The organism is Cupriavidus sp. JZ107 (assembly GCF_053903255.1).
Genome location: NZ_CP096480.1, coordinates 2,149,524 through 2,171,200 on the forward strand (window position 1 = coordinate 2,149,524; position 21,677 = coordinate 2,171,200).

General features: G+C 70.5%; 21 protein-coding genes. 6 read left to right on the plus strand and 15 right to left on the minus strand.

Features of this window, described 5'->3' with window-relative positions:
- Positions 1-2 precede the first annotated feature (2 nt).
- Positions 3-1,184, minus strand: coding sequence for an efflux RND transporter periplasmic adaptor subunit (locus M1D55_RS09275; protein ID WP_456280710.1), 1,182 nt, complete (start codon positions 1,182-1,184; stop codon positions 3-5).
- Positions 1,185-1,218: 34 nt separating this feature from the next.
- On the minus strand, positions 1,219-2,649 hold the full coding sequence (locus tag M1D55_RS09280; RefSeq protein WP_456280711.1) for a TolC family protein: 1,431 nt from the start codon (positions 2,647-2,649) through the stop codon (positions 1,219-1,221).
- A gap of 314 nt (positions 2,650-2,963) precedes the next feature.
- Here M1D55_RS09280 and M1D55_RS09285 point away from each other — a divergent pair, with 314 nt between their 5' ends.
- On the plus strand, positions 2,964-3,728 hold the full coding sequence (locus M1D55_RS09285) for a sulfite exporter TauE/SafE family protein (protein WP_456280712.1): 765 nt from the start codon (positions 2,964-2,966) through the stop codon (positions 3,726-3,728).
- Positions 3,729-3,780: 52 nt separating this feature from the next.
- On the opposite strand, the gene M1D55_RS09290 is transcribed toward M1D55_RS09285, so the two are convergent.
- Positions 3,781-4,401: a DUF938 domain-containing protein gene (locus M1D55_RS09290; RefSeq protein WP_006579246.1), complete on the minus strand. Its 621-nt coding sequence runs from the start codon at positions 4,399-4,401 to the stop codon at positions 3,781-3,783.
- A 131-nt stretch (positions 4,402-4,532) separates the two neighbouring features.
- Between M1D55_RS09290 and M1D55_RS09295 the strand changes: the two genes are divergently transcribed.
- Positions 4,533-5,147 (plus strand): IMPACT family protein, encoded by a 615-nt coding sequence (locus M1D55_RS09295; RefSeq protein WP_456280713.1) that lies wholly within the window; start codon positions 4,533-4,535, stop codon positions 5,145-5,147.
- 56 nt (positions 5,148-5,203) lie between these two features.
- On the plus strand, positions 5,204-5,512 hold the full coding sequence (locus M1D55_RS09300; RefSeq protein WP_456281337.1) for a 2Fe-2S iron-sulfur cluster-binding protein: 309 nt from the start codon (positions 5,204-5,206) through the stop codon (positions 5,510-5,512).
- A gap of 11 nt (positions 5,513-5,523) precedes the next feature.
- Here M1D55_RS09300 and M1D55_RS09305 read toward each other — a convergent pair whose 3' ends face one another.
- From M1D55_RS09305 to M1D55_RS09320, 4 genes are all read right to left on the minus strand, one after another.
- Positions 5,524-6,675: an extracellular catalytic domain type 1 short-chain-length polyhydroxyalkanoate depolymerase gene (locus M1D55_RS09305; RefSeq protein WP_456280714.1), complete on the minus strand. Its 1,152-nt coding sequence runs from the start codon at positions 6,673-6,675 to the stop codon at positions 5,524-5,526.
- A gap of 92 nt (positions 6,676-6,767) precedes the next feature.
- Positions 6,768-7,523 carry a sulfite exporter TauE/SafE family protein gene (locus M1D55_RS09310; protein ID WP_456280715.1) on the minus strand — a complete coding sequence of 252 codons (756 nt, stop codon included), beginning with the start codon at positions 7,521-7,523 and terminating at the stop codon, positions 6,768-6,770.
- Between the two features lie 9 nt (positions 7,524-7,532).
- Positions 7,533-7,895 (minus strand): antibiotic biosynthesis monooxygenase family protein, encoded by a 363-nt coding sequence (locus M1D55_RS09315; RefSeq protein WP_456280716.1) that lies wholly within the window; start codon positions 7,893-7,895, stop codon positions 7,533-7,535.
- A 61-nt stretch (positions 7,896-7,956) separates the two neighbouring features.
- On the minus strand, positions 7,957-9,210 hold the full coding sequence (locus M1D55_RS09320) for a cytochrome P450 (protein WP_456280717.1): 1,254 nt from the start codon (positions 9,208-9,210) through the stop codon (positions 7,957-7,959).
- Between M1D55_RS09320 and M1D55_RS09325 the strand changes: the two genes are divergently transcribed.
- Together M1D55_RS09325 and M1D55_RS09330 are read left to right on the plus strand one after the other, a co-directional pair.
- Positions 9,191-9,880, plus strand: a complete 690-nt coding sequence (locus tag M1D55_RS09325; RefSeq protein ID WP_064576803.1) for an ArsR/SmtB family transcription factor — start codon at positions 9,191-9,193, stop codon at positions 9,878-9,880. The genes M1D55_RS09320 and M1D55_RS09325 overlap by 20 nt on opposite strands.
- A gap of 68 nt (positions 9,881-9,948) precedes the next feature.
- Complete coding sequence (locus M1D55_RS09330) at positions 9,949-10,452, plus strand: DUF6630 family protein (RefSeq protein WP_043437812.1); 504 nt, start codon at positions 9,949-9,951, stop codon at positions 10,450-10,452.
- 19 nt (positions 10,453-10,471) lie between these two features.
- Here M1D55_RS09330 and M1D55_RS09335 read toward each other — a convergent pair whose 3' ends face one another.
- From M1D55_RS09335 to M1D55_RS09350, 4 genes are all read right to left on the minus strand, one after another.
- Positions 10,472-11,437, minus strand: a complete 966-nt coding sequence (locus M1D55_RS09335) for a LysR family transcriptional regulator (RefSeq protein WP_023263719.1) — start codon at positions 11,435-11,437, stop codon at positions 10,472-10,474.
- A gap of 105 nt (positions 11,438-11,542) precedes the next feature.
- Positions 11,543-12,628: a Zn-dependent alcohol dehydrogenase gene (locus M1D55_RS09340; RefSeq protein WP_456280718.1), complete on the minus strand. Its 1,086-nt coding sequence runs from the start codon at positions 12,626-12,628 to the stop codon at positions 11,543-11,545.
- Between the two features lie 87 nt (positions 12,629-12,715).
- Positions 12,716-14,458: an MBL fold metallo-hydrolase gene (locus M1D55_RS09345; RefSeq protein WP_456280719.1), complete on the minus strand. Its 1,743-nt coding sequence runs from the start codon at positions 14,456-14,458 to the stop codon at positions 12,716-12,718.
- 218 nt (positions 14,459-14,676) lie between these two features.
- Positions 14,677-15,681: a mechanosensitive ion channel family protein gene (locus M1D55_RS09350; protein WP_232205927.1), complete on the minus strand. Its 1,005-nt coding sequence runs from the start codon at positions 15,679-15,681 to the stop codon at positions 14,677-14,679.
- Between the two features lie 143 nt (positions 15,682-15,824).
- Here M1D55_RS09350 and M1D55_RS09355 point away from each other — a divergent pair, with 143 nt between their 5' ends.
- The gene (locus tag M1D55_RS09355) at positions 15,825-17,330 is read left to right on the plus strand and encodes an amino acid permease (RefSeq protein WP_456280720.1); all 1,506 of its coding nucleotides are present in this window, start codon (positions 15,825-15,827) and stop codon (positions 17,328-17,330) included.
- A 121-nt stretch (positions 17,331-17,451) separates the two neighbouring features.
- Here the strand turns inward: M1D55_RS09355 and M1D55_RS09360 are convergent, their stop codons facing one another.
- The 4 genes from M1D55_RS09360 to M1D55_RS09375 form a co-directional block, all read right to left on the minus strand.
- On the minus strand, positions 17,452-19,062 hold the full coding sequence (locus tag M1D55_RS09360) for a sulfite reductase subunit alpha (protein ID WP_456280721.1): 1,611 nt from the start codon (positions 19,060-19,062) through the stop codon (positions 17,452-17,454).
- Positions 19,059-20,159 carry an FAD:protein FMN transferase gene (locus M1D55_RS09365; protein ID WP_456280722.1) on the minus strand — a complete coding sequence of 367 codons (1,101 nt, stop codon included), beginning with the start codon at positions 20,157-20,159 and terminating at the stop codon, positions 19,059-19,061. Before M1D55_RS09365 ends, M1D55_RS09360 begins: the two co-directional genes overlap by 4 nt.
- Before the next feature lie 23 nt (positions 20,160-20,182).
- A complete protein-coding gene (locus tag M1D55_RS09370; RefSeq protein ID WP_456281338.1) occupies positions 20,183-20,992 on the minus strand; it encodes a DUF4198 domain-containing protein in 810 nt (269 codons plus the stop codon).
- 104 nt (positions 20,993-21,096) lie between these two features.
- Positions 21,097-21,675 (minus strand): DUF2271 domain-containing protein, encoded by a 579-nt coding sequence (locus M1D55_RS09375; RefSeq protein ID WP_043437619.1) that lies wholly within the window; start codon positions 21,673-21,675, stop codon positions 21,097-21,099.
- Positions 21,676-21,677: the final 2 nt, after the last annotated feature.

Sequence of the window (21,677 nt, forward strand, 5' to 3'; positions counted from 1 at the left end):
CCTCATCGAGCTTGCTGGCGCAGCGCGGCCTGCGCCGCGCTGGCATCGCGCAGGATGTCCTGCAGATAGAGATTGCCTTCGGTCACCACCTGCATGCCGGGCTCGAGCCCCGACACCACCTCGGTGAGGCCCGGCAGGCTCGCGCCCACCTTGACCTCGTGCCGCTCGAAGCGATGCGCATCGGCGCGCACGAACACATAGTGATGGTTGTCGGCGAGGAACACAGCGCGGGCCGGCACCGCGATGCCGTCGAAGCCCGCCGCCTCGATCCGCGCGGTGACGAACATTTCGGCCTTCAGCTTGCGCTGGGCGTTCGGCACCGACAGACGGACCTTGATGCTGCGCGCGGCCGGATCGACATAGTCGGCGATCTTGACCACCTTGGCGGGGAAGGACTCGCCCGGATAGGCGGCCGAAGTCAGCGTCACGCTGCCGCCCGGGCGGAACAGCGCCAGATCCGCCTCGGCCGCATCGAGCTGCGCCCACAGATCGGACGGGTCGGTCAGCAGGAACAACGGCGCGGCAGGCGGCTGGTCCGGCCGCAGCTGCATGCCGGGGTTCAGGTTGCGTTCGACCACCAGGCCGGAGATCGGCGCGCGCAGCGCGAAGCGATCCGGCGCGCCAACGCCCACGCTCCCCGGCTTGCCCAGTTCGCCGCCGACCTGCCGCAGCGCCGCCTGCGCGCGCTGCAGTTCGGCACTGGCGCGCGCGGCTTCGGCCTGGGCCTGCTCCAGGTCCTTCTGCGCGACGATGCCGGCGCCATACAGCTCGCGTTGCCGCGCCAGCCCCTTGGACGCCAACGCGGCATCGGCGGCCGCCTTGCGCGCGTCGGCCTGCGCCGCGCCGAAGTCGGGTGAGGACAGCAGCGCCAGCGGCTGGCCCGCGGCGACGGTGGTACCGGGCTGCACCAGGATCTCGGCGACGCGGCCGGCGAACGGGCTGGTCACGCGCACGGTACGGTCCTCGTTCCAGACCAGCCGGCCGGGCAGCGTCAGCACGCGCTCGGCGCCGCGCCGCACCGGCTCGGCGGAAACGCCGGGCAACGACTTGACCGTATCGGGGAAGATGATGGCCGCACCTTCGACGCGCGGCGACTCGGACTCCGGTTCGGCCTTGCGGCCGCATGCGTTCAGGCCCAGCAGTGTGCCGAGCAGGACGATCGTCAACAGGGAACGGAGGGTCATGGCGACGGGGATCGGAATGCCGGAAGGTGTCCGGCTAGTGAACGGAAAGGTAGGGAGCGACGTCTTGCAGCGGCAGATCGGCGGGGCCGGCCGCGGGCCCGGCGACCGGGTCATCCGCGGTGCGCGTGGCGGCCAGATAGGCGGAAAGCGCCTTGGCATAGGTTCCCCGCGCCTGCGCGGCGTCGAGTCGCGTCTGCCGCAGCGCGCGGCGAGCATCGAGCAGTTCGAGCACGCCGATCGCGCCCTTGCCGAACGCGAACTCGGCGTCGGCGGCGACCCGCTCCGCCGCGGGCAGCACCGCCTCGTCGATCTGGCGCAGCGAGTCGCGCGCGGCATCGAGCGCGGTGCGCAGCCGGCCGACCTCGTTGCCCGCTGCCAGCAGCACGCGGTTGCGCTCGTCCAGCGCCGCGTAGTAATCGACCTCGGCGCGCTGCGCCTCGCCGCCATAGCTGTGGCGGACATACAGCGGGATGCTGACGAACACGCCGAAGCTGTTGCCGCTGCCCTGCTGGTTGGTGGCCGACGCCGGATAGCGCTCGGCCTGCGCGCCGACCGTCACGTCGGGCACCCGCCCCGCGCGCGCCAGCTCGCGCGCGGCCGCGGCGCCCTGCAGACGCGCCTGCGCCGCGGCGACATCGGGCCGCGCCTGCAGCGCCTGCTCGTCGAGCGTGGGCACCGGCTCGGCAAGGCTCGGCCATTGCGGCGACAGCGCGACGTCCTGCAGCGTGCCGGGGACGCCGATGCGCTGCGCCAGCTCGGCCATGTCGCGCTGATGATCGGCCCGCGCGTCGCGCCAGTCGGCGCGGGCGCGCAAGGCATCGAGCTCGAGCCGGGTCACGTCGGCGCGCGCCAGGTCGCCGGCCTTGTAGCGGGTCTGGTTGGCCTGCTGGGTGCGCTCGTACAACGCCAGCGTCTGCGTCAGCACGTCGACGCGCTGCTGGCTGACCGCCGCGTCGATGAAGGCCTGCTCCAGCGCGGCGATCTGCTGGACGGTGGCCGCCTGCATCTGGCGGCCCGCGGCCACGTTGGCGGCTTGCGCCGTCTTGACGCGCAGGCCGGCCTTGTTGGCGGTCTCGATGACCTGGTCGATGCGCACCGTCGAATCGACGGTCTTGTTGCGCCAGCTGCCGGCACCGACGCCGGCGTGCGGGTTGATGTTCTCCACGCCCACGCTCAGCACCGGGTTCGGACGCTGCCCGGCGATCTGGATGTCGGCCTCGCTGGCCTGCACGGCGCGGCGTGCCGCGATCAGCTCCGGATTGCAACGCAGCGCAAGCGCGCGCGCCTCGGACAACGTCAGCGTCGCGCCGGCGCCGGGCGCGCGGCATTCGCCGTCCGGCTGCGTTGCGACGGCAGTGGACGGCGCCGCGGCGGCGAAACGGGCCGGCGCGGCCAGCAGCAGCGAGGCAGCGATCGGCGCGAGCAACAGGCGGAGGTGGGTACAGCGATGACGACGGACATGCACGATGACAGGCTCGGTTCAGGCAACGCAGACACGAAGCGCGCCGGCAATGCCGGCGCGACGCGACCGTGCGGCCGCCGCGCTTCGCTCTGTTGGCGTTGTTCGGCGCTATATCGGCGGGCCTGGCACGATCTCCGGCGGCATTGGAGCGAAACGGGATTTCAATCGGCTTTCAAGATCTTGACGATTAGCTTGCAGCGCGCGTTTCCGAGGGAATGCCCTGACATCGGCCGTGTGCGCGGTGCGCCCATGTTTTATGATCGATACCTTTGCGCGAGGCGCCGCGGTGGCGCCCGCCACGCCAACCTCGACCGACGATGCCCGATATTCCGCTGCTCCCCGCGCTGTTGACCTTCCTTCTCGGCGGTGCGCTCGGCGCAGTCGGCGGACTGTTCGGCATCGGCGGCGGCCTGATCGCGATCCCCGCGCTGGGCCTGCTCTATGGCATGGACCAGCAGCTGGCGCAGGGCACCGCGCTGGTGATGATCGCCCCCAATGTGCTGATCGGCTTCTGGCAGTACCGGCGCCGCGCCGATATCGCGCTGCGTACCGCGCTGGTGCTCGGCCTGTCCGCGGTGCTCGCCACTTATGCCGGCGCGCGGCTGGCGACGGAGATGGACGCGGCGCTGCTGCGGCGGATCTTCGCGCTGTTCATGATCGGCATGGCCGTCTATTTCCTGTGGCGGCTGTTGCCCGAACGCGCGGTCACGGCGCAGCAGCAGCGGCTGTCGCCGCGCTGGATTCCGGCGGTCGGCGTCGTCGGCGGCGCGATGTCCGGGTTCTTTGGCGTGGGCGGCGGCGTGGTCGCGGCGCCGGCGCTGGTCGGCCTGTTCGGCTTTCGCCAGGCGGCGGCGCAAGGACTGGCACTGGCTCTGGTCACGCCCGGCGCGGTGGTCGCGCTGGCGACCTATGCGCAGGCGCGCCACGTCGACTGGGCCAGCGGTATCCCGCTGTCGCTGGGCGGCATGCTGACGATCTCGTGGGGCGTCGCGCTGGCGCACCGGATGCCCGAACGCCGGCTGCGCGCGTGGTTCTCGGCCTGCCTGATCGCGATCGCGGTGGTGATGCTGGTGCGGGGCTGACGGCCTGGCGCTGCCGGTGCGGTGCTCGGCGAGAGGCCCGGCCGCGCTCGCGCTAGGTCTTGCGGAACACCACGCTGAAGTTGTTCGCCGGCATCGGCACCGCTTCCTCGAAGCGCAGCCCGGCGCTGTCGCCCAGCGCGATCACCGCCTCCATCTCGCGCACGCCCCAGGAAGCATCGCTCGCGCGCAGCTGCTCGTCGAAGATCGCGTTGCTCGGCGACGTGTGCTCGCCGTCGCGGCGGTAGGGCCCGTACAGATAAAGCACGCCGCCGTCCGGCAACAACCGCGCGGCGCCCGCGAACAGCGCCTCGGCGGCCCGCCACGGCGCAATATGGATCATGTTGATGCAGACCACGCCATCGGCATGATCGATGCCCCAATCGGCCTGGCCCACGTCCAGCGCCAGCGGGTCGCGCAGATTCGGCAAACCCGCCTCCGCCTTCCACGCCGCAATCGACCGCCGCGCCGCCGGATCCGGGTCGCTGGGCTGCCAGACCCATTCCGGATTGGCGGCGGCGAAGTGCCTGGCGTGCTGGCCGGTGCCGCTGGCGATCTCCAGAATGGTGCCGGCCGGCGGCAGGACGCGCCGCAGCACCTCGAGAATCGGCTCGCGGTTGCGCTCGGCGGCGGGGGCGATGCGGCGGTGGTTGGGATGGACGTGGTCAGGCGGCATGGGTATCAGTCGATCAGGCAGCCGGTTCGAACGGCGAGGCTGACAGCCTACCAGCAACGGTCTCTCCGTCGAGCCGAATCGCCACTGCGATACACTGGCCCCGCCGTTGCCATTTCCCCGCTGTCGCCGCCTTGCCCACGTACACCCTCTCCTCACCCGTCCACGCCGAGCTCGATATCCGCAAGAGCCGCTTTCTCGCCGTTGCCGTGCCGGTCGCCGATCGCGACGAAGCGATGCGGGTCGTGCAGACGCTGCGTGCCGAGCATCCCACCGCCACGCATATCTGCTGGGCGCTGCTGGCGGGCGGGCAATCCGGCATGTCGGACGACGGCGAGCCGTCGGGCACCGCGGGGCGGCCGATTCTCGAAGTGCTGCGCCATCACGAGCTCGATGGCGTGCTGGCCGCGGTAGTGCGCTACTACGGCGGCATCAAGCTCGGCGCGGGGGGACTGGTGCGCGCCTATACCGATGCGATCGCCGCCGCGCTGAAGACCGCCGAGCGGGTCGAGCGCATCGCGTATGCGAGCTTCGCCGTCGAGGTCGACTATGCCGACGAGGCACGGGTGCGACGCTGGCTCGAACAGACCGGTCACACGTTGGCCGACAGCGCCTATGGTTCGACGGCCCGGCTGATCGTCAGGCTGCCCGCCAGCGATGTCGAAGCCGCGCAGGCGGCGCTGCGCGATGCCACCCATGGCCGCGCGCAGTTTCCGCGGGTGGATCACGACAACGAGGGACGCCGATGAGCGAGGTGTCCAGCGAGCCGATGAGCGAGCCGATGAGCGAGCCGAACAACGCGCTGATGAGAGAGCCGAACAACGCGCCGCCGCTGCGCGTGCGTATCGCCCCCTCGGGGCTCGAGTTCGCCGCCGAGCCGACGCAATCGATCCTGGAGGCCGCCTTGCGCGCCGGCATTCGCCTGCCCAGCTCCTGCCGCAACGGCACCTGCCGCGCCTGCCTGTGCCGGCTGGCGTCCGGCAGCATCCGCTATCGGATCGAATGGCCGGGATTGAGTCCCGACGAGAAGGACGACGGCTATCTGCTGCCTTGCGTGGCCTGCGCGCAATCCGATGTCGAAATCGTCGCGCCCGGTGCGCGGCGGCAGGACTGAGCGAGCCACGCTCAGGCGACCGCGCGCCTTCGTACGGGTGCCGGCGCGACCGCGGCAAAGAACGCCCACGCGATCCGCAGCGCATCGGGTCCCGCCGGATCGGCATAGGCTTGGCTGGCCGCGCCACCGCTCCACGCATGGCCCAGGCCTTCGACACGTACCAGCCGGATATAGAGCCCGCCGTCGCGGCGCCAGTCATGCACCACGACCGGTCGGCGCTCGCCCCGCCGCAGCACGCGCACCGACGGTTGGGCCGCCGCGGCCGGCAACGCGCCGGGCGTCGACAGCGACAGCCATAGCGTCGCGCTGGCAATCGCGTTGTCGTAGGCGACCACACGATCGGCATCGCCATGGATCAACAGCAGCGGCGGCGGTGTCCTGCCGCGCAACTGCAGCCGCAGCGCCTGCAGCTGCGCGGCCGTGTGTCCGTTCAGCGAGCCGCGCATCACGCGGCCTGCCTGGGTCGCATTGCGGGCCAGATGCGGGGCCGCTCCAGAGTGCGAACCCACCGCGACGAAGCGGTCGGGATAGCGCAGCGCCAGCATCAACGCCATCGCGCCGCCGGCGGAGAGACCAAGCAGATGCACCCGCTCGGGCTGCACCGGATGCATGCGGCAGACATCGTCGATCATCCCCATCAACAGGCCGGCCTCCGCCGCGGCCTGCGCCTCGCCCCGAAACCAGTTCCAGCATCGGTGCGCATTGGCGCGCGAGGACTGCTCGGGCAGCAGCACGATGCAACGGCGCGCCCGCGCCAGCGCCGCCACGCGGGTGCAGGCGGCGAAGCTGGCGGCATCCTGTCCGCAGCCATGCAGCAGGACCAGCAGCGGCGCGGGCCGCGACGCGCCGATTCCAGAAGGGATGAACAGCCGATAGTGGCGCTGCGCCAGCGGCCCGAAGCCCCAGACGCCATCCAGCCAGCGGCCGCCGCCGCGGCTCGCCGGCGCCGGCACCGGCGAGGCGACACCGGACAGCACGCGCCGCGCTTCCTTGCCTTGATGCGCGGCCTGCGTGACGGAATGCGCGACCGTATTGGCGACGGTGCGCGCGACCGATTTGGTGACGGTGCGCGCGACCGCGCGCTGCATCTGCTGCATCTGGCGGGCGGCGGTCTTGCCAAGCTTGGCCCACGGATTGACGGTGCGGCGGCGTTGGGTCGGCATCGGTCAGCCTTGCGAGTTGGCCCATGGCAGGGTCCACGAGTCGGAAGGCCATTATGCGGCATGCCGATACGCGGCCGCGCGCAGGGACGAGGTCAATGCCAGCCGCGCCAGGCCAAATCCGCGCCGAGCAGCAGCAGCCCGATGAAGAACAGCCGCCGGAACAGCGCCGCGCTGATCCGGTTGCGCAGCTTCTGGCCGAGCCACATGCCGGCCAGCGCGGGAATCAGCGTCGCCAGCGAGGCGCCGAGCACCGGCGCCTGCCCCAGCACGCCATGCATCAGCAGATTGATCGCCAGCGCCACCGTCGATACCGTGAACGACAGGCCCAGCGCCTGCACCAGTTCCTCGCGCGCCAGTCGCAGCCCCTGTAGATACGGCACCGCCGGGATCACCAGCACGCCGGTCACCGCGGTAATCGCGCCGGTGGCCAGCCCGATCAGCGGTGCCAGCCAGCGCTCATGGGCGGCAGGCACGTTCAGCTGCCACGACGACAGCCCGACGGCGGCATAGGCGATCAATGCGACGCCGAGTGCCGCCGTGGCGTGCTGCATCGCCGACGGCGGCGCCAGCGCGCCGGCCACCAGCGTGCCCGCCACGATGCCGAGCAGCATCGGCCAGAGCCGCATCACCAGCGCGCCGAAGCGTGGGCCGGCGGCAAGCTGCACCACATTGGTCACCATCGACGGCGCGACCAGCAGCGCGGCTGCCTGCATCGGCGGCATCACCAACCCGAGCAGGCCGACGGCGACCGTCGGCAGGCCCAGCCCCACCACGCCCTTGACGAAGCCCGCCAGCAGGAACGTCAGGCCGATGAACAGCGCTTGAGCAACCAGCGTATGCGTATCCATGCCGCGCCCTCACTGACCGTCGGCCGCGGCATCGTGCACGGCACGGCTGTCGCCCGGTGCCTGCTCGCGTCGATGCATGCCATAGTCGCGCAGAACCTGCGCGACCCGCAGCCGGTAGTCGGCGAACACGCCGCCGCGGCCCGCGGCCTGCGCATGGCGGTGCTCGATCGTACTGCGCCAGGCCTGCACGGCCGCCTCGTCGCGGAAGAACGACAGCGACAGCACCTTGCCGGGCGTGCTCAGGCTCTGGAAACGCTCGACCGAAAGGAAGCCGTCGATCGCTTCCAGCGTGGGGCGCAGTTGTGCGGCGATATCGAGATAGGCATCCTTCTGCCCGGGGGCGAATTCGACTTCAAAGATCACGGCAATCATCGGGCGTCCTCAGCAAGATCGTGGGAATCGTGGGGGTCATTGGAATCACGGCATTCGGGCATCACAGGAAATGCGGGATCCGCGCGTTCAGCGACGGCCGATAACGATACGCCTGCGCCAGCGCGGCCGGCTCGATACCGCGCGCCAGCAGCGCGGAGACGGTCGCTTCGGCCAGCGCCGCCGCCACCGCATCGCCGGGACATCGATGCGCGCCATGGCCAAAGGTCCAGGCCCGCTCGCCGCGCTTGGCCAGCGTCGGCGTATTGGCCGAGACATTGTCCACTTCGAGCTCCGATGCGGCGGCCGCGGCGAGCAGCCCCAGGATGACGTCGCCGCGCCGCAGCGGCACGCCGCAGACAAGCGCGTCCTCGGCCATGAAGCGGCGCGTGTTGTGGATCGGCGGATCGGTGCGCAGCACCTTCGCCACCGTGGTGCTCGGATCGTCGGCCCCAGCGGCATCGCCGGCAAGCCACAACAGCGTATTGCCGATCAGCCCGGCGGTGGCCTCGCAGCCCTGCACCATCAGGCCCAGCAGATTGGCGGCGATCGCGTCGTCGTCGACACCGGCGGCGCGTGCCTCCGCGCACAACGCCTTCGCCCACGGCGTGTCGACACGCAGCGGCAGTGTCTGCAGCGATGCCGCCGCGTCGATGCCGGCGTTGATCTCGGCCGGACCTGCCAGCGGCGACATGGCCGCGGCAAAGCTCGCGATCTGCGCGGCGATCCGGCTCGCGGTGGCGCCGTCGTCCGCGGCGGTGAAGCCCAGCAAACGCGCGATGGCGATCACCGGCAGCGCACTGGCCCAGCGGTTCGCGGTCGCGGCGTGATCGTCCGTCACCGGCAACAGGCGCGCCGATGCCGATGCGGCCGCGCGCACGTCGTCCCCATCCAGCGTTGCCAGCTGCCGTTGCAGCACGGCCTTCAACGGCGCATGGCGCTGGCCGTCGTTCATGCGGATCAGCCGCGCGAACAACGTCCCGGCGGGCGACTGCGCGAGGGGCGGCGGCACGGGCTGTCCCGGCGGCCGCACCCGGCACGCCGGATGCGACAGCACCGCCGCCACCTCGGCCGGGCCGGCGGCGACCCACAGCATCAGCATGGCGTCGCGGTGAAACGGCTGCTGCCGCGCGAGTTCGCGATAGTACCGATAGGGATCGCGATGCGTTACCGCCGCCAGCGGATCGGGAGGCGGCTTCGTCGGGTCCAGGATCATGGGATGCGCGACAAGGAAGGCAAGGTTGATATCGGCAAGTATCGGCCTATACTGCGATCGTTGTTTCACCGTGGAATGAACTATGGAATACGCTCCCAGCATCAGTCAGTTGGCCGGCCTGCTGGCCGACCCGGGCCGCGCCGCGATGCTGTGGGCGTTAATGGATGGCAGCGCAAGACCGGCCGGCGAGCTCGGGCTGATTGCGGGGCTGTCGGCCTCGTCGACCAGCGGCCATCTGGCTCGGCTGGCCGAGGGCGGCCTGCTGGCGGTCGAGACGCATGGCCGCAATCGCTATTACCGGCTGGCCGCGCCCGAGATCGGCGTCGCGATCGAGGCGCTGGCCGCGGCCTCGCAGGCGAGCCGCCCGCCGCGCCTGCGAACGGTGCCGCCGTCGCGCACCGCGCCGGCGACGCTGCGCCACGCGCGCACCTGCTACGACCATCTGGCCGGCGAGCTGGCGGTCGATCTGTTTGCGCGGATGACGCGTTCGGGCTGGATCCTGGTGCGGGACAGCGCGGTGGAATTGTCCGAGCACGGCACGCACGGCATGGTGCAACTCGGCGTGGATCTGGACGGCGCCCGCCGCAAGCGCCGGCAGTTCGCCTGCACCTGTCCCGACTGGAGCGAACGCAAGCCGCATCTGGGCGGCGCACTGGGCGCGGCGTTGCTCGACGCGATGCTGCAGCGGCGCTGGATCGAGCGCACGCCCTCGTCGCGCGCGCTGCGCGTGACGCCGCGTGGGCGGCGGGAAATCGGCCAGTTGGCGGACTAGGTTCGGGAACCAGGTTGGCGGACCAGGCCGGCACACTGGCGCGGCATTCGGAAGCGGGAGGACTGGGCGTGAATGGAGTCATCGACGACGAGTCGCGCCAGGCAGTCGAACGGCTGCTCGGCATGATCAACTTTGACGATGGCGCGATGGTCGAGAAGCAGCTGGCGCTGCTCGACGAGGCGCTGGAGGAAGCCGACGATACGGTGGATGGCACCGAACTGCTGTCGGTGGTGCAAGACGTGATCGACTGGGAAGCGGGCTTCCAGGTCGAACAGCATGACACCGCGACCTTTATCGACTGCCTCAACCAGCTGGCGGCACGTGTGGCGCTGGTGCTGGATTGGGGTGTCGACGATCCCGAGGACGAGGACTTCCTCGGCAGCACCAGCGTGCCCGAACTGATGGAGCAGGCCCACGAGCAGTTGCGCGCGGCCGGCATCACGCTATGGCACTGGGAGATCGGTTCCGGCGTCTACGCGGGCTGGATCGCGCGCGCCGAGGACGATGACGAGATCCTGGCGATCGGCGAAACGCTGGGCGTCGAAATGCGGACCGGCGACCAGCCCTTCTGAGCGGGCCGCGGCCGCGGCTTCAAGCCTTGGAGTCGGCCTTGACGTCGGCCTTGCCTTCCACCTTTCCCGCGCGCCGCGCCCCCCGCGCCGGCGCCGCGGCCCCGACCGTGTGCTCCATCACGTCCAGCAGCGCCCGTACCGCGGCCGGCATCAGCTTGCGCGCGGGCATCAGCACGTAGACCTTCAGCGGCGACGAGGCATAGGCGGGCAGCACGCGCACCAGCTGCCCCTGGCGCACATGTTCCTCGACGAACTTCGGCGACAGGCGCGCAACACCGAGCCCATCGGTCGCGGCCTTCAGCCGGATCTCGGCGTTATGCGTGCGAATGCGCGGATCGACCGGCAGCACGGCCTCCTCGGCGCCGTCCTGCACGAATTCCCAGCGCCGATCGTCGGCATTGCCGATCACGGGCCAGCCGTTCAGATCGCCTGGCGAGCGCGGCAGACCGCGCGCCTGGATCAGCGATGGCGCGGCATAGAACGCGCGCTCGACCAGCACCACGCGCTTGCTGGCAAACGAGCTGTCGTGCAGCGTGGTATTGGTCATCACGAAGGCGAGATCGTAGCCGTGCTTGAGCAGGTCCGGCTGGTCCCAGGTGACGTCGATCTGCACCTTCAGGTTCGGATGCAGGGTCAGCAAGCGCGACAGGCTCGGCGCCAGATGCTGCGAGCCGACCTCGTAGGGCGTGGCGATCCGCAGCGTGCCGCTGACCTGTTCGCTGGCCGAGGCCGCCTCGGCGCTGATCTCGCGCAACGCCGCGAAGTGCGGCGCCACGCGTTCGTACAGGCGCTGGCCCTGCTCGGTCACGCGCACGCGCCGCGTGTTGCGCTCGAACAGCCGCCCGCCGAGCTCCGCTTCAAGCCGGGCGATCGCCGCGCTCGCGGACGACTTCGGCACCTCGGCCAGTTCGGCCCCATGCGTGAAGGTGCCTGCCTCGACCACGCGGCAGAAGATTTCCCAATCCTTCCATTCGATCGTCTTCATCGTCTCGTTCGCCGGCGCCTGACGGATGCGGCGCGCGGGCGGGATTTTCCCACAGCGCGCATGGCCTCGCCGAGGCCGCGCACACGTGAGGTCCGCCGGCCCCGGCTACTGCTCGAACAGGATCACCGAACGGGCGAGCTCACCGCGCCGCAGCTCGTCGAAGGCCTCGTTGATGCGCTCGAGCGGCAGCCGCTGCGCGATCAGCGCATCGAGCTCGAGCCGGCCCGACAGATAGAAGTCCACCAGCCGCGGCATGTCGATCGGGAAGCGGTTCGAGCCCATCATCGAGCCCTGGATGCGTTTCTCGGCAAGAAAATCGGTGCCCTTGAGCTCGATCTTGACGCCCGGCGGCAGCATGCCGATCACGGTGGCCCCGCCGCCCCGGCGCAGCATCGCAAAGGCCTGCTCGGCCGTGGCCTTCAGCCCGATCGCTTCGAACGCGTGATGCACGCCGCCGCCGGTCAGCGTGCGCACCGCGTCGACCGGATCGGCCGCGCTGGCATCGACCACATCGGTGGCGCCGAAGCGCCGCGCGAGTTCGAGCTTGCCGGGCAGGCGGTCGATCGCGATGATGCGGCCCGCGCCCGCCAGCGCGGCGGCGTTGATCGTGGCCAGGCCAATGCCGCCACAACCGATCACCGCAACGGTTTCGCCGGGCCGCACGCCGGCCGTATGCGTGACCGCGCCGAAGCCGGTGGTCACCGCGCAGCCGATCAGCGCGGCGCGGTCCAGCGGCATGTCGCGCCGGATCGCCACCAGCGCATGCTCGTGGATCAGCATCTGCTCGGCGAAGGCCGACAGGTTCAGGAACTGGTTCATCGCCGCGCCGCTGGCGCGCAGCCGCGGCGCTTCGTCTTCGCGGCGGCGCGTATCCGGCGCGACGCACAGCGACAGATGGCCGCTCAGGCAGTGCTCGCAGTGGCCGCAATAGGCCGACAGACAGGTGATCACATGATCGCCGGGCTTGACCGTGCGCACTTCGGCGCCGACCTGCTCGACCACGCCTGCCGCTTCATGCCCCAGCACCACCGGCATCGGAAACGGATAGGCGCCGTCGAGAAAATGCAGGTCCGAATGGCAGACGCCGACCGCCGCGGTCCGCACCAGCACCTCGCGCGGGCCGGGCTTGTCGATGGCGAGGTCTTCGATGACCAGCGGGGTTCTGGGCTGATGCAGCACGGCAGCTTTCATGGTGTCTCCTTGTTCCGCTTGTTGGGCTATCGGGAAATCCACTGCGATGTTGCGCGCGCCGGCGCATCGGCCGGGCTGGAGAGCGGCTTACTGCAGCATGCGCCAGTCGCCCTGCGCTTCCTGCGCCTGTCCGTCGGCCTGCAGCTTCAGCAGATGCGCCAGCAGCGAGCGCTGCGCGACCGACAGCATGCGTGGCGGCACGTCGTCGTAGACGCGCGGCAGCAGCGTTTCGATCGGCGCCGGTCCCAGCTCGCGCAGCGCATTGACGACCTTGGCCTCGCGATGCTGGCGATGGCGCATCAGCAGGCGGATCGCCTCGCGCGGGCGCGGCATCAGGAAGCCATGGCCCGGCGCGAGCCATTCGAGATCTTCGTCCAGCAGTGCGGCCAGCGAGGCCAGATAGGCGCGCATGTCGCCATCGGGCGGGCCGATCACCACGGTCGAGCCCTGCATCACGTGGTCGCCGGTGAACAGCAGTTTCTCTTGTTCGAGCAGGAAGCACAGGTGGTTCGACGCATGGCCCGGGGTATGCAGCACGCGCAGCGTGATGGCGTCGCCCGGTACGTCGATGTCCCCCAGCACGATGCGCTCGCCGTGTTCGAGCACGCGGTCCGGCGCGAAGCTCGGGTCCTGCCGCTCGGGCCGGTTTGCCACGCGTCCCAGCACCTGGGCGCCGGTCGCTTCACGCAGCCGCACCGCGCCCGGCGAATGGTCGATATGCGTGTGCGTGGCGAGGATCCAGCGGATCGGGCCCGGCGCGGCGGCCAGCACCGCGCGCTGATGCGCCTCGTCGTCGGGGCCCGGATCGATCACCGCCCATTCGTTGCGCCTGCCGCCGCCGACCAGATAGGTATTGGTGCCGGGGCCCGTCATCGCGTTGCCGTTGTCCGCGGTCACGCGCCAGACGCGGTCGGACAGCCGCACCGGCACACCCGGTTCGAGGGCGTAGCGCCCATGGCCGGCACCGTCGGGATCGATGCGCGCGATCTCGGCATAGGGAGGCTCGTCGGGCTGCACCGGGCGCACGCCCTTGGGGCCATTGGCCAGCCTCGGCATGATCAGCGCGATCTCGCGCAGCCCTTGCGCGTAGTCGAAGCAGGCCTGCGCGGTCGGGAAATGCGCGATCGACGCCAGCATGCGCCGCGTCACGTTGACCAGCGTCATGCCGCTGTCCGGCGCGATCGCTTCCGACGGACGCACCCAGCGATGGTCGACCGCCTCGACGCCGTCGTGCATCGCGCTCTGGCCAGGCGGCAGCACCGCGACGAAGAAGCGCGTGTCGAAACGCTTGGGCAGGCCCGGCGGCGTCAGCCAGTGGCTGATATAGGCCATCTTGTCCATCGCCAGCCGCAGCTCGAAGCGGCGGCAGACCTCGGCGATGCCGGGGCCGCCGTAGCGCACCGCCTCGCGCAGCCAGGCCAGTTGCGCGTCGTCGAAGCGTTCGAGCGCCACCATCTCGCCGTCGCGCTGGTAGGCGAACAGCAGGCCCGCCTCCTCGCAGCATTCGCGCACCGCGCACAGGTAGAAGTCGAGCCCGCCCGCGGGCAAACGCAGCCGCGCGCTGGCGGCGGCGTCATCGAGTCCCTCGCACAGCCCGTGCAGCTGGTTGTCCTGCGGATCGAGCGTGCCGCCGGGAAACACATAGGCGCCACTGCTGCGATCGTCCTGGCGTTCGGGCCGGCGCACCAGCAGCACTTCCATGCCGGCGGCGCCGTCGCGCAGCACCAGCACGCTGGCCGCATGGCGCAGCGACGGCGCGCGCGGGCGCGCCGCCGGCGCAGCAGATGAGGCGCCGGCAGCGGCGTCCGGGGTGGGATTCGATGGATTCATACGGGTCGGAACGGATAGGCGAGAGGCGCGCGGAAACCGCTTGAATGCGGTGCGGGCCGTCATCGGATCGCCCTAGTGTAAGGGCAAGCGTCGCAGCGGTCATGGCGCACTGCGCCAGGGAAACGGCAGCACTGTGCGGTCACCGGCCGCGGCGGTGGGCCGGTTCCGACGGCTCGTCTTACGCGCGAAGGCGAGGACCCAGCGGCTTTCGCCGACGATCAGAACGCCGGCGACGAAGCCGGCGGCCCGCTGGTGTCCGGGTTGCCGGGGCTGCCGGGTGCGCCGGGGCGGGCGGTGCGCGCCATCCGCGCCCGGTCCTCGGCGGCCTCGCGCTGTTCGGCATCCCGCCTTTCGTTGTCGGCCGCGGCCTCGGCGGCGGCATCGCCGCCGGTCTCCTTGCTGTCGTTGATGCGCTGCCGATAGAAGCGCCGGATGATCTGCTGCGCCACCGGCAGCCGCCCGCCCACCGGCGCGGGGAAACGCACGATCGCATCGAGCCGGTCGGTGCCGACCGGTTCGAACATCACGCGCGGCGCGAACTGCGACAGGTCCAGGAAACGCGTATCGCCATAGCGGCGCAGGCTCTGGCCCGCGGCCTCGAGAAACGGCTCGCAGGCCTGCTGCGCGATGTCGAGCAGCTCCGCCTCGATGCGGTCCGGGTCGCACTGCGCCGCCAGCGGAATGCGCACGGTGTCCAGCGTGTATTTGCCGGCCTGCGAGTGGTTGCGCACCGCGACGGTCAGCAGCAGGCTGTTGGGCACCTGCACCGTGAAGCCGGTGAACTGCCGAGTCGGCGCGACCTCGACCAGCGTGGTCGTCAGCGCGTCCATGTCGATGACCTCGCCGGCGTACTGGCCGATCTCGACCAGATCGCCGAGCTGGAACGGGCGCGCGATCATCCGCATGAACGCGCCGAGGAAGCACATCACCAGCTCCTTGCCGGAGATCATCAGCGCGGCGGCAAAGGCGGCCAGCGAGATCGCGACGCTCTTCAGTTCGGAGACCCAGATGCCGAGCAGCAGCAGGAAGGCCACCGCGCCGATCAGATTGCGCGAGGCCACGGTCCAGGTGCGATAGCTGCGCAGATTGTCGCGGTCCGCCAACTGACGCGAGACGAAGAAGCGGTTGCTCAGCTTGACCAGCAGCACGCCCATCAGGACGATGAGCACGCTCAGCACGATATGCAGCAGGATGCTGTCGTTGAAATCGAGGTTCAGCTTCATGGTGTCGGGACCGCGGCGCATCGGGGCACCGCCAGGCCACGCGGGCAGGGAAGCCACGATTCTACCGAGTTGGCGGCCCGGCTATCCCGCCGGCGGGTTTTCTTATAGGATGCCGCCCCATTGCTGGCCTTCCTGTGTTCACCATGACCGCTTCCCAAGACTCGCGCGGCGCCGGCGTCGGCGTCGACAGCGACACCGCCTCGGGCGCCGCCGCGCCGCGCCTGCAGCGCAAGCTGCGGGCCCGCCATCTGAGCATGATCGCCATCGGCGGCTCGATCGGTACCGGGTTGTTCGTCGCCTCCGGCGCGACCATCGCCCAGGCCGGGCCGGGCGGCGCGCTGGCCGCGTATCTGCTGATCGGCGCGATGGTCTACTTCCTGATGACCAGCCTGGGCGAACTGGCCGCCTACATGCCGGTGGCCGGCTCGTTCTCGACCTACGGTTCCATGTATGTCGACGAGGGCTTCGGCTTCGCGCTCGGCTGGAACTACTGGTACAACTGGGCGGTGACGATCGCCGTGGAGCTGGCAGCGGCGCAGCTGGTGATGCAGTACTGGTTCCCCGATACGCCGGGCGTGCTGTGGAGCGGACTGTTCCTCGCGCTGATGTTCGGGCTCAACGCGATCTCGGTGCGCGGCTTCGGCGAGGCCGAATACTGGTGCTCGCTCGTCAAGGTGGTGACCGTGATCGCGTTCATCGCGATCGGCACGCTGATGATCTTCGGCATCCTGCGCGGCGACGTGCCGGCGAGCCTGGCCAACCTGACGCTGGGCGATGCGCCCTTCGTCGGCGGCCTGCCCGCGATGATCGGCGTGGCGATGATCGCCGGCTTCTCGTTCCAGGGCACCGAGCTGATCGGCGTCGCCGCCGGCGAATCGGCCGACCCGGCGCGCAATATTCCGCGCGCGGTGCGGCAGGTGTTCTGGCGCATCCTGCTGTTCTATGTGCTGGCCATCGCGGTGATCGGCGTGCTGATCCCCTATACCGATCCGAGCCTGCTCAAGAGCGATGTGCAGACCATCGGCGTCAGCCCGTTCACGCTGGTGTTCCGCAATGCCGGGCTGGCCTTCGCCGCCGGCCTGATGAACGCGGTGATCCTGACGGCGGTGCTGTCGGCCGGCAATTCGGGCATGTATGCCTCGACGCGAATGCTCTACAACCTGGCGACCGAGGGCCGCGCGCCGCGCGTGTTTGGCCGGCTGACGCGCCACGGCGTGCCGATGCCCGCGCTGCTGGCCACCACCGCGGTCGGCGCGCTGTGCTTCCTGACCTCGCTGTTCGAGAGCAAGGCGGTCTACCTGTGGCTGCTGAGCCTGTCCGGCATGACCGGCTTCATCGCATGGCTGGGCATCGCCATCAGCCACTACCGCTTCCGCAAGGGCTGGATGCGGCGTGGCCTGGATCTGTCGCGGCTGCCGTACCGCTCGCCGTTCTTCCCGTACGGTCCGATCTTCGCGTTCGTGCTGTGTCTGGTGATCGCGCTGGGACAGAACTACCAGGCCTTCCTCGACGGCAATATCGACTGGTGGTCGGTGGCCGCGACCTATATCGGCATTCCGATCTTCCTGGCGATCTGGCTCGGCTACCGGTGGACGCGCAAGACGCGTTTCGTCAGGTACGAGGACATGCGGTTTCCCGGCATGGAATGAGCGATCGTTCGAACGCCATTTCGTCGTTCCCGCGAAAGCGGGCACCCAGCGACGTTCGAAGCCACTGGGTCCCCGCCTTCGCGGGGACGACAGACGTCAAGCGAGCGCCCAGGGGTTCCGTTCAGTAGACGTCGCGCCGATAGCGGCCGGTCTCTGCCAGCGTCGCCAGCGTGCGCGCCCCCAGCGCCTCGGCCAGCGCGTCGTTGACGCCGGCGGCCATGCCTTGCAGGCTGCCGCAGACGTAGATCGCGGCACCGGCCGCGACCCATTCGCGGATCTGCGGCGCGGCGGCGCGCACCGCGTCCTGCACGTAGCGCAGCGCAGCGCCGTCGCGCGACCAGGTCTGGTCCAGGCGCGCCAGCGTACCGTCGGCCTGCCATGCCTGCAGTTCTTCCCGATAGAAGGCGTCGTGCGCCGCGCTGCGTTCGCCGAACAGCAGCCAGTTGCGCGCATGACCGGCGGCGGCGCGCGCCTTCAGCAAGGCACGCAGACCGGCCATGCCGGTGCCGTTGCCGATCAGCAGCAGCGGCCGATCGTCGGCCGGTGCGTGGAAGGCACGGTTGGTGCGCACGCGCAGCGCGATGGCGGCGCCAGGCGGCGCGTGCTCGGTCAGCCAGCCCGAAGCGAGACCAAGCCGGCCATCGTCGTGGCGTGTCTGGCGCACCAGCAGTTCGAGACGGCCATCGGCGGGCAGCGAGGCGATCGAATACTCGCGGTGCGGCAGCGGCGGCAGCGCGTCGACCAGGGCCTGCGGGGACAAGCCGCGCATGGCTTCGGCATGCGGCGCGGGCAACGGCATGCGCGTGGCCAGCGCTTCCGCCAGCGGCATCGCCTCGCCATCGCAACGCACCGCTTCGGTGCCGTCGAGGGACAGGTCACGCAGCAGTTGCGCGACCTGCTCGGGCGGCAGGCGCGGGCCGATCTCGGCGATATCGCCGGCCTGCCATTCCAGCGCGGCCGGCGCTTCGGGCTCGAGCGCCAGATGAAAGGCCGGCGCGCCGGCGCTGCCCGGGTTCATCAGCCGGCGTTCCACCAGCCGCCAGCGGCCATAGCGCGGCGCCTCCCAGTCGGCGATCTCGGCGCCGCCGGCCAGCGCCGACAAGTGGTTCTGCCAATGGCGCAGCGCGCCGGTGTCGCCGTTGTCGACCTCGACCAGATCGAACAGCGGCCGCGCCTGCGCCCGTTGCAGCGCCGCGGCCAATGCATGGCCGTAGGCGCAGAAATTCGCGTAGCTGCTGTCGCCCAGCGCGAGGATGCCGTAGCGCAGGCGGCTCAGGCCGTCGCCGCTCGCGGCGGCCAGCTTGCGCGTGAAACCTGCGGCGCTGTCGGGCGCATCGCCCTCGCCCGTGGTGCTGGCCACGAACAGCGCCTGCCGGCAGCGCGTCAGCGCAGACAGATCGAGATCCGCAAACGAGGCGACGCGCACCGGCAAGCCGGCGCGTTGCAGCGCCTGCGCGGTCTGCATCGCCAGTTGTTCGGCAAACCCGGTCTGGCTGGCATAGGCGATCAGCGTCGCATCGTCCGCGGTTGACGCGAAAGCGGCGCTGCGCTGGTGCCGATGGCGATGCAGCGCCAGAATCGCGCCGCAGAAACCCGCGTAGGCCAGCGCGACACCGCTCGCGGTCGGCCATTTGCCCGCGCCGGCAAGCGACAGCGCCAGGCCGGATGCGCCCGCGAGGGCGCTGAGCGCGCTCGCCAGCGAAGGAAGGCCGAATCGTCGTGGCGCGTTCATGCGAGCATCGCCTCGAACGCCGGCGACATGCGTTCGGCAAAGCCGCGCGGCGTTCGCAGCAGCATCCGCGCCGCGATGCCGCGCTGCGTGGCGAACGCCATGCCGGCCTCGGGACCGAGCACCGTCAGCGCGGTCGACAGCGCGTCCGCCATCAAGCATTGCCGATGCAGCACGGTCACCGACGCGAGCGCGTGGCTGACCGGGTAGCCGGTACGGGGATCGAGCGTGTGCGCGTAGCGGCGGCCGCCGCTGTCGAAATAACGACGGTAGTCGCCGGAGGTCGCGGCCGACAGGCCATGCAGCGCCACCACGGTCTGCTCCGCCGCATCGGCAGCACGAAAATCGTCCGCGGCAGGCGGACTTTCGAGTTCGACCCACCACGGCATGCCATCCGGCTTGACGCCCTCGCCGCGCAGCTCGCCGCCGATCTCGACCAGATGATGCGACACGCCGCGCGCCGACAGCCATGCCGATACCGCGTCGACGGCATAGCCCTTGGCGATCGCGCACAGGTCGATCGACACGCCGCCGGGCTGGCGCGCACGCCGCCCTTGCTCGTCGAGCTCGATGCGCGCCCAGCCGCAGCGGGCCCGCGCCGCTTCGACCTCGTCGGCGCCGGGCGGTGCCGCGCGCGGACCGTCGGGGCCGAAGCCCCACAGCGACACCAGCGGCCCCGCGCTCGGGTCGTAGGCGCCGCCGCTGTCGCGCGCGACCGCCAGCCCGGCCCGCAGCACCGAGAAGCAGGCAGGCGGCAACGGCAGCCAGCTGCCGGCTGGCGCGCCGTTGAAGCGGCCGATATCGGAGTCGTCGAGCCAGTTGCTCATCTGCGCGACGATCTGCGCGAGCAGCGCTTCGATGCCGGCTGCGATCGCGGCGGCCTCGCCCTCTTTCCCGTGATCGTCCGCTATCAGGCAACGCACCGACCACGTCGTGCCCATCGTCTGCCCGCCGCATCGATGCAGCACCACCGCGCCCTCAGGCAGTGACGGTGGCGCATCGAAGCGCAGCGGCACCAGCACGCGCCGGGCAGCGAAGGCAGGCGCGGACGCCGGCGCGGACTGCGTGCGAGGCGCCGCGGCGGCGGACATCGGCTGCATCCGGTAAGTCCAATCCGCCGCGCTTACTGCGGCAGCACCTCGAAGGTCGCCATATAGGCCGCGCGGCGTGCCTTGGCGGGCTTCAGCGAGACCTTGTCGTCGCGAACCTCGGCTTCGATCCAGTACATGCCCGGCGACGGCCACTTGACGCTGAACTTGCCGTCGGCATCGGTCTTGACCTTGATCTCGCCAAGCTGGTCGCGATAGCGGTTACCGCCCGGCACCACTTCGACTTCCACATTGGCCGCCGGCTTGCCGTCGAGCAGCAGCCGGAAGTTGGCCGGCTCGCCCGCGAACAGATCGTTCGGATGGGTGACCGGCGCCAGCTCCAGCCCGCGGCCGGTGGTCTTCAACGCCTGGGTGGTCGGCTTGCCGGCGGTCACGAAAGTCTCGAGCCGGCTCTCCGACTGGGTCACCTGCAGCTCCTGCGCGTTGGCCGGCACCTTCTGCGCGAAATCCTCGGCCGAGCCGCGCCAGCGCTTGGTCTGGCCGTTCTCCTTGTAGCTGGCGAACAGGCCATTGTTGACCACGGCCAGCTTGTAGGTGCCCGGCGCGGTCAGATGCACGTCGAAGGTGCTGCGATAGCGGCCGGTGCTCTGGTTCTCGGCCTTGGCCGGGCTGCCGTCCGGCGCGCTGACCCTGAGGTTGTCCAGCCGCAGCGGGAAATGCTCGAAGTAGAACAGGTCGTTGGACACGGCCGCGTCGACGGTGACCCACGGGTCGCTGCCCGACAGCACGGTGGCCGACGGCAGCAGCCATTGGCGGTGGGCGTGCGCCGACAGCGGCAGCAGCGCAACCAGGGCGAGCGCGGACAGCCTGGCGCAGAGGGACATTGGGGACATTGGGTACATCGCGGAACGGTTCATCGAGGGCTCCAGGGCACGGGATCGGAAAGCGTCGAAAGGAATGCGGCGGACAGCGGCGCAGCGCGCGCCGCTCATGGCTTCAGGCTGACGGTGACGGCGCCCAGCTCGTGCTGGCCCTTCGCCTGCGCGGACCCGGCACCGGATTTGGCACCGGATTTGGCATCGGATTTGGCACCTTCAGGCGGCCAGGCGAACGGCACGCGGACCAGCTCGCGGCCACCGACCTCGCGCGCGGCCTCGACCACCAGCTGGTATTCGCCGGCCGGCAGCTTCGCCAGCGGCGCCTTGCCGTCGGTGAAGGTCACGGTGTGTTCGCCCGGCGCGCGCGTCGCGCCGGAGATGCCATCGGCCGGCATCTGCAGGTCGCGGCCGGCCTTGCGCCACCACTGGCGCATGTCCTTCAGCCACTTGGTGCCCTCGGCGTCCTTCAGCTTGACGTCGTACCAGACCGACAGCGTCGCGACCGGGGTCTGGTCGGCGCGCTCCAGCCACATCGCCACATAGGGGCGGTGATATTCGGCGACGCTCAGGCGCGGGATCTCGACCTTGACCTGGATCTCCGCGCCCGCGGCGGGCGTGGCGAACGACATCGCGGCCAGGCCGGTCAGGCCGCCCAGGCCGGTCATGGAGACGCTAAGCAAACGACGCATAC

Coding starts and splice junctions, on each gene's coding strand:
- M1D55_RS09320 (WP_456280717.1), bottom strand. CDS start 9,210: ATGCTGGGAGCGTATTCCATAGTTCATTCCACGGTGAAACAACGATCG.
- M1D55_RS09365 (WP_456280722.1), bottom strand. CDS start 20,159: ATGCAGCCGATGTCCGCCGCCGCGGCGCCTCGCACGCAGTCCGCGCCG.
- M1D55_RS09345 (WP_456280719.1), bottom strand. CDS start 14,458: ATGAATCCATCGAATCCCACCCCGGACGCCGCTGCCGGCGCCTCATCT.
- M1D55_RS09355 (WP_456280720.1), top strand. CDS start 15,825: ATGACCGCTTCCCAAGACTCGCGCGGCGCCGGCGTCGGCGTCGACAGC.
- M1D55_RS09335 (WP_023263719.1), bottom strand. CDS start 11,437: ATGAAGACGATCGAATGGAAGGATTGGGAAATCTTCTGCCGCGTGGTC.
- M1D55_RS09305 (WP_456280714.1), bottom strand. CDS start 6,675: ATGCCGACCCAACGCCGCCGCACCGTCAATCCGTGGGCCAAGCTTGGC.
- M1D55_RS09360 (WP_456280721.1), bottom strand. CDS start 19,062: ATGAACGCGCCACGACGATTCGGCCTTCCTTCGCTGGCGAGCGCGCTC.
- M1D55_RS09290 (WP_006579246.1), bottom strand. CDS start 4,401: ATGCCGCCTGACCACGTCCATCCCAACCACCGCCGCATCGCCCCCGCC.
- M1D55_RS09370 (WP_456281338.1), bottom strand. CDS start 20,992: ATGTCCCTCTGCGCCAGGCTGTCCGCGCTCGCCCTGGTTGCGCTGCTG.
- M1D55_RS09285 (WP_456280712.1), top strand. CDS start 2,964: ATGCCCGATATTCCGCTGCTCCCCGCGCTGTTGACCTTCCTTCTCGGC.
- M1D55_RS09350 (WP_232205927.1), bottom strand. CDS start 15,681: ATGAAGCTGAACCTCGATTTCAACGACAGCATCCTGCTGCATATCGTG.
- M1D55_RS09315 (WP_456280716.1), bottom strand. CDS start 7,895: ATGATTGCCGTGATCTTTGAAGTCGAATTCGCCCCCGGGCAGAAGGAT.
- M1D55_RS09310 (WP_456280715.1), bottom strand. CDS start 7,523: ATGGATACGCATACGCTGGTTGCTCAAGCGCTGTTCATCGGCCTGACG.
- M1D55_RS09375 (WP_043437619.1), bottom strand. CDS start 21,675: ATGCGTCGTTTGCTTAGCGTCTCCATGACCGGCCTGGGCGGCCTGACC.
- M1D55_RS09300 (WP_456281337.1), top strand. CDS start 5,204: ATGAGAGAGCCGAACAACGCGCCGCCGCTGCGCGTGCGTATCGCCCCC.
- M1D55_RS09340 (WP_456280718.1), bottom strand. CDS start 12,628: ATGAAAGCTGCCGTGCTGCATCAGCCCAGAACCCCGCTGGTCATCGAA.
- M1D55_RS09275 (WP_456280710.1), bottom strand. CDS start 1,184: ATGACCCTCCGTTCCCTGTTGACGATCGTCCTGCTCGGCACACTGCTG.
- M1D55_RS09325 (WP_064576803.1), top strand. CDS start 9,191: ATGGAATACGCTCCCAGCATCAGTCAGTTGGCCGGCCTGCTGGCCGAC.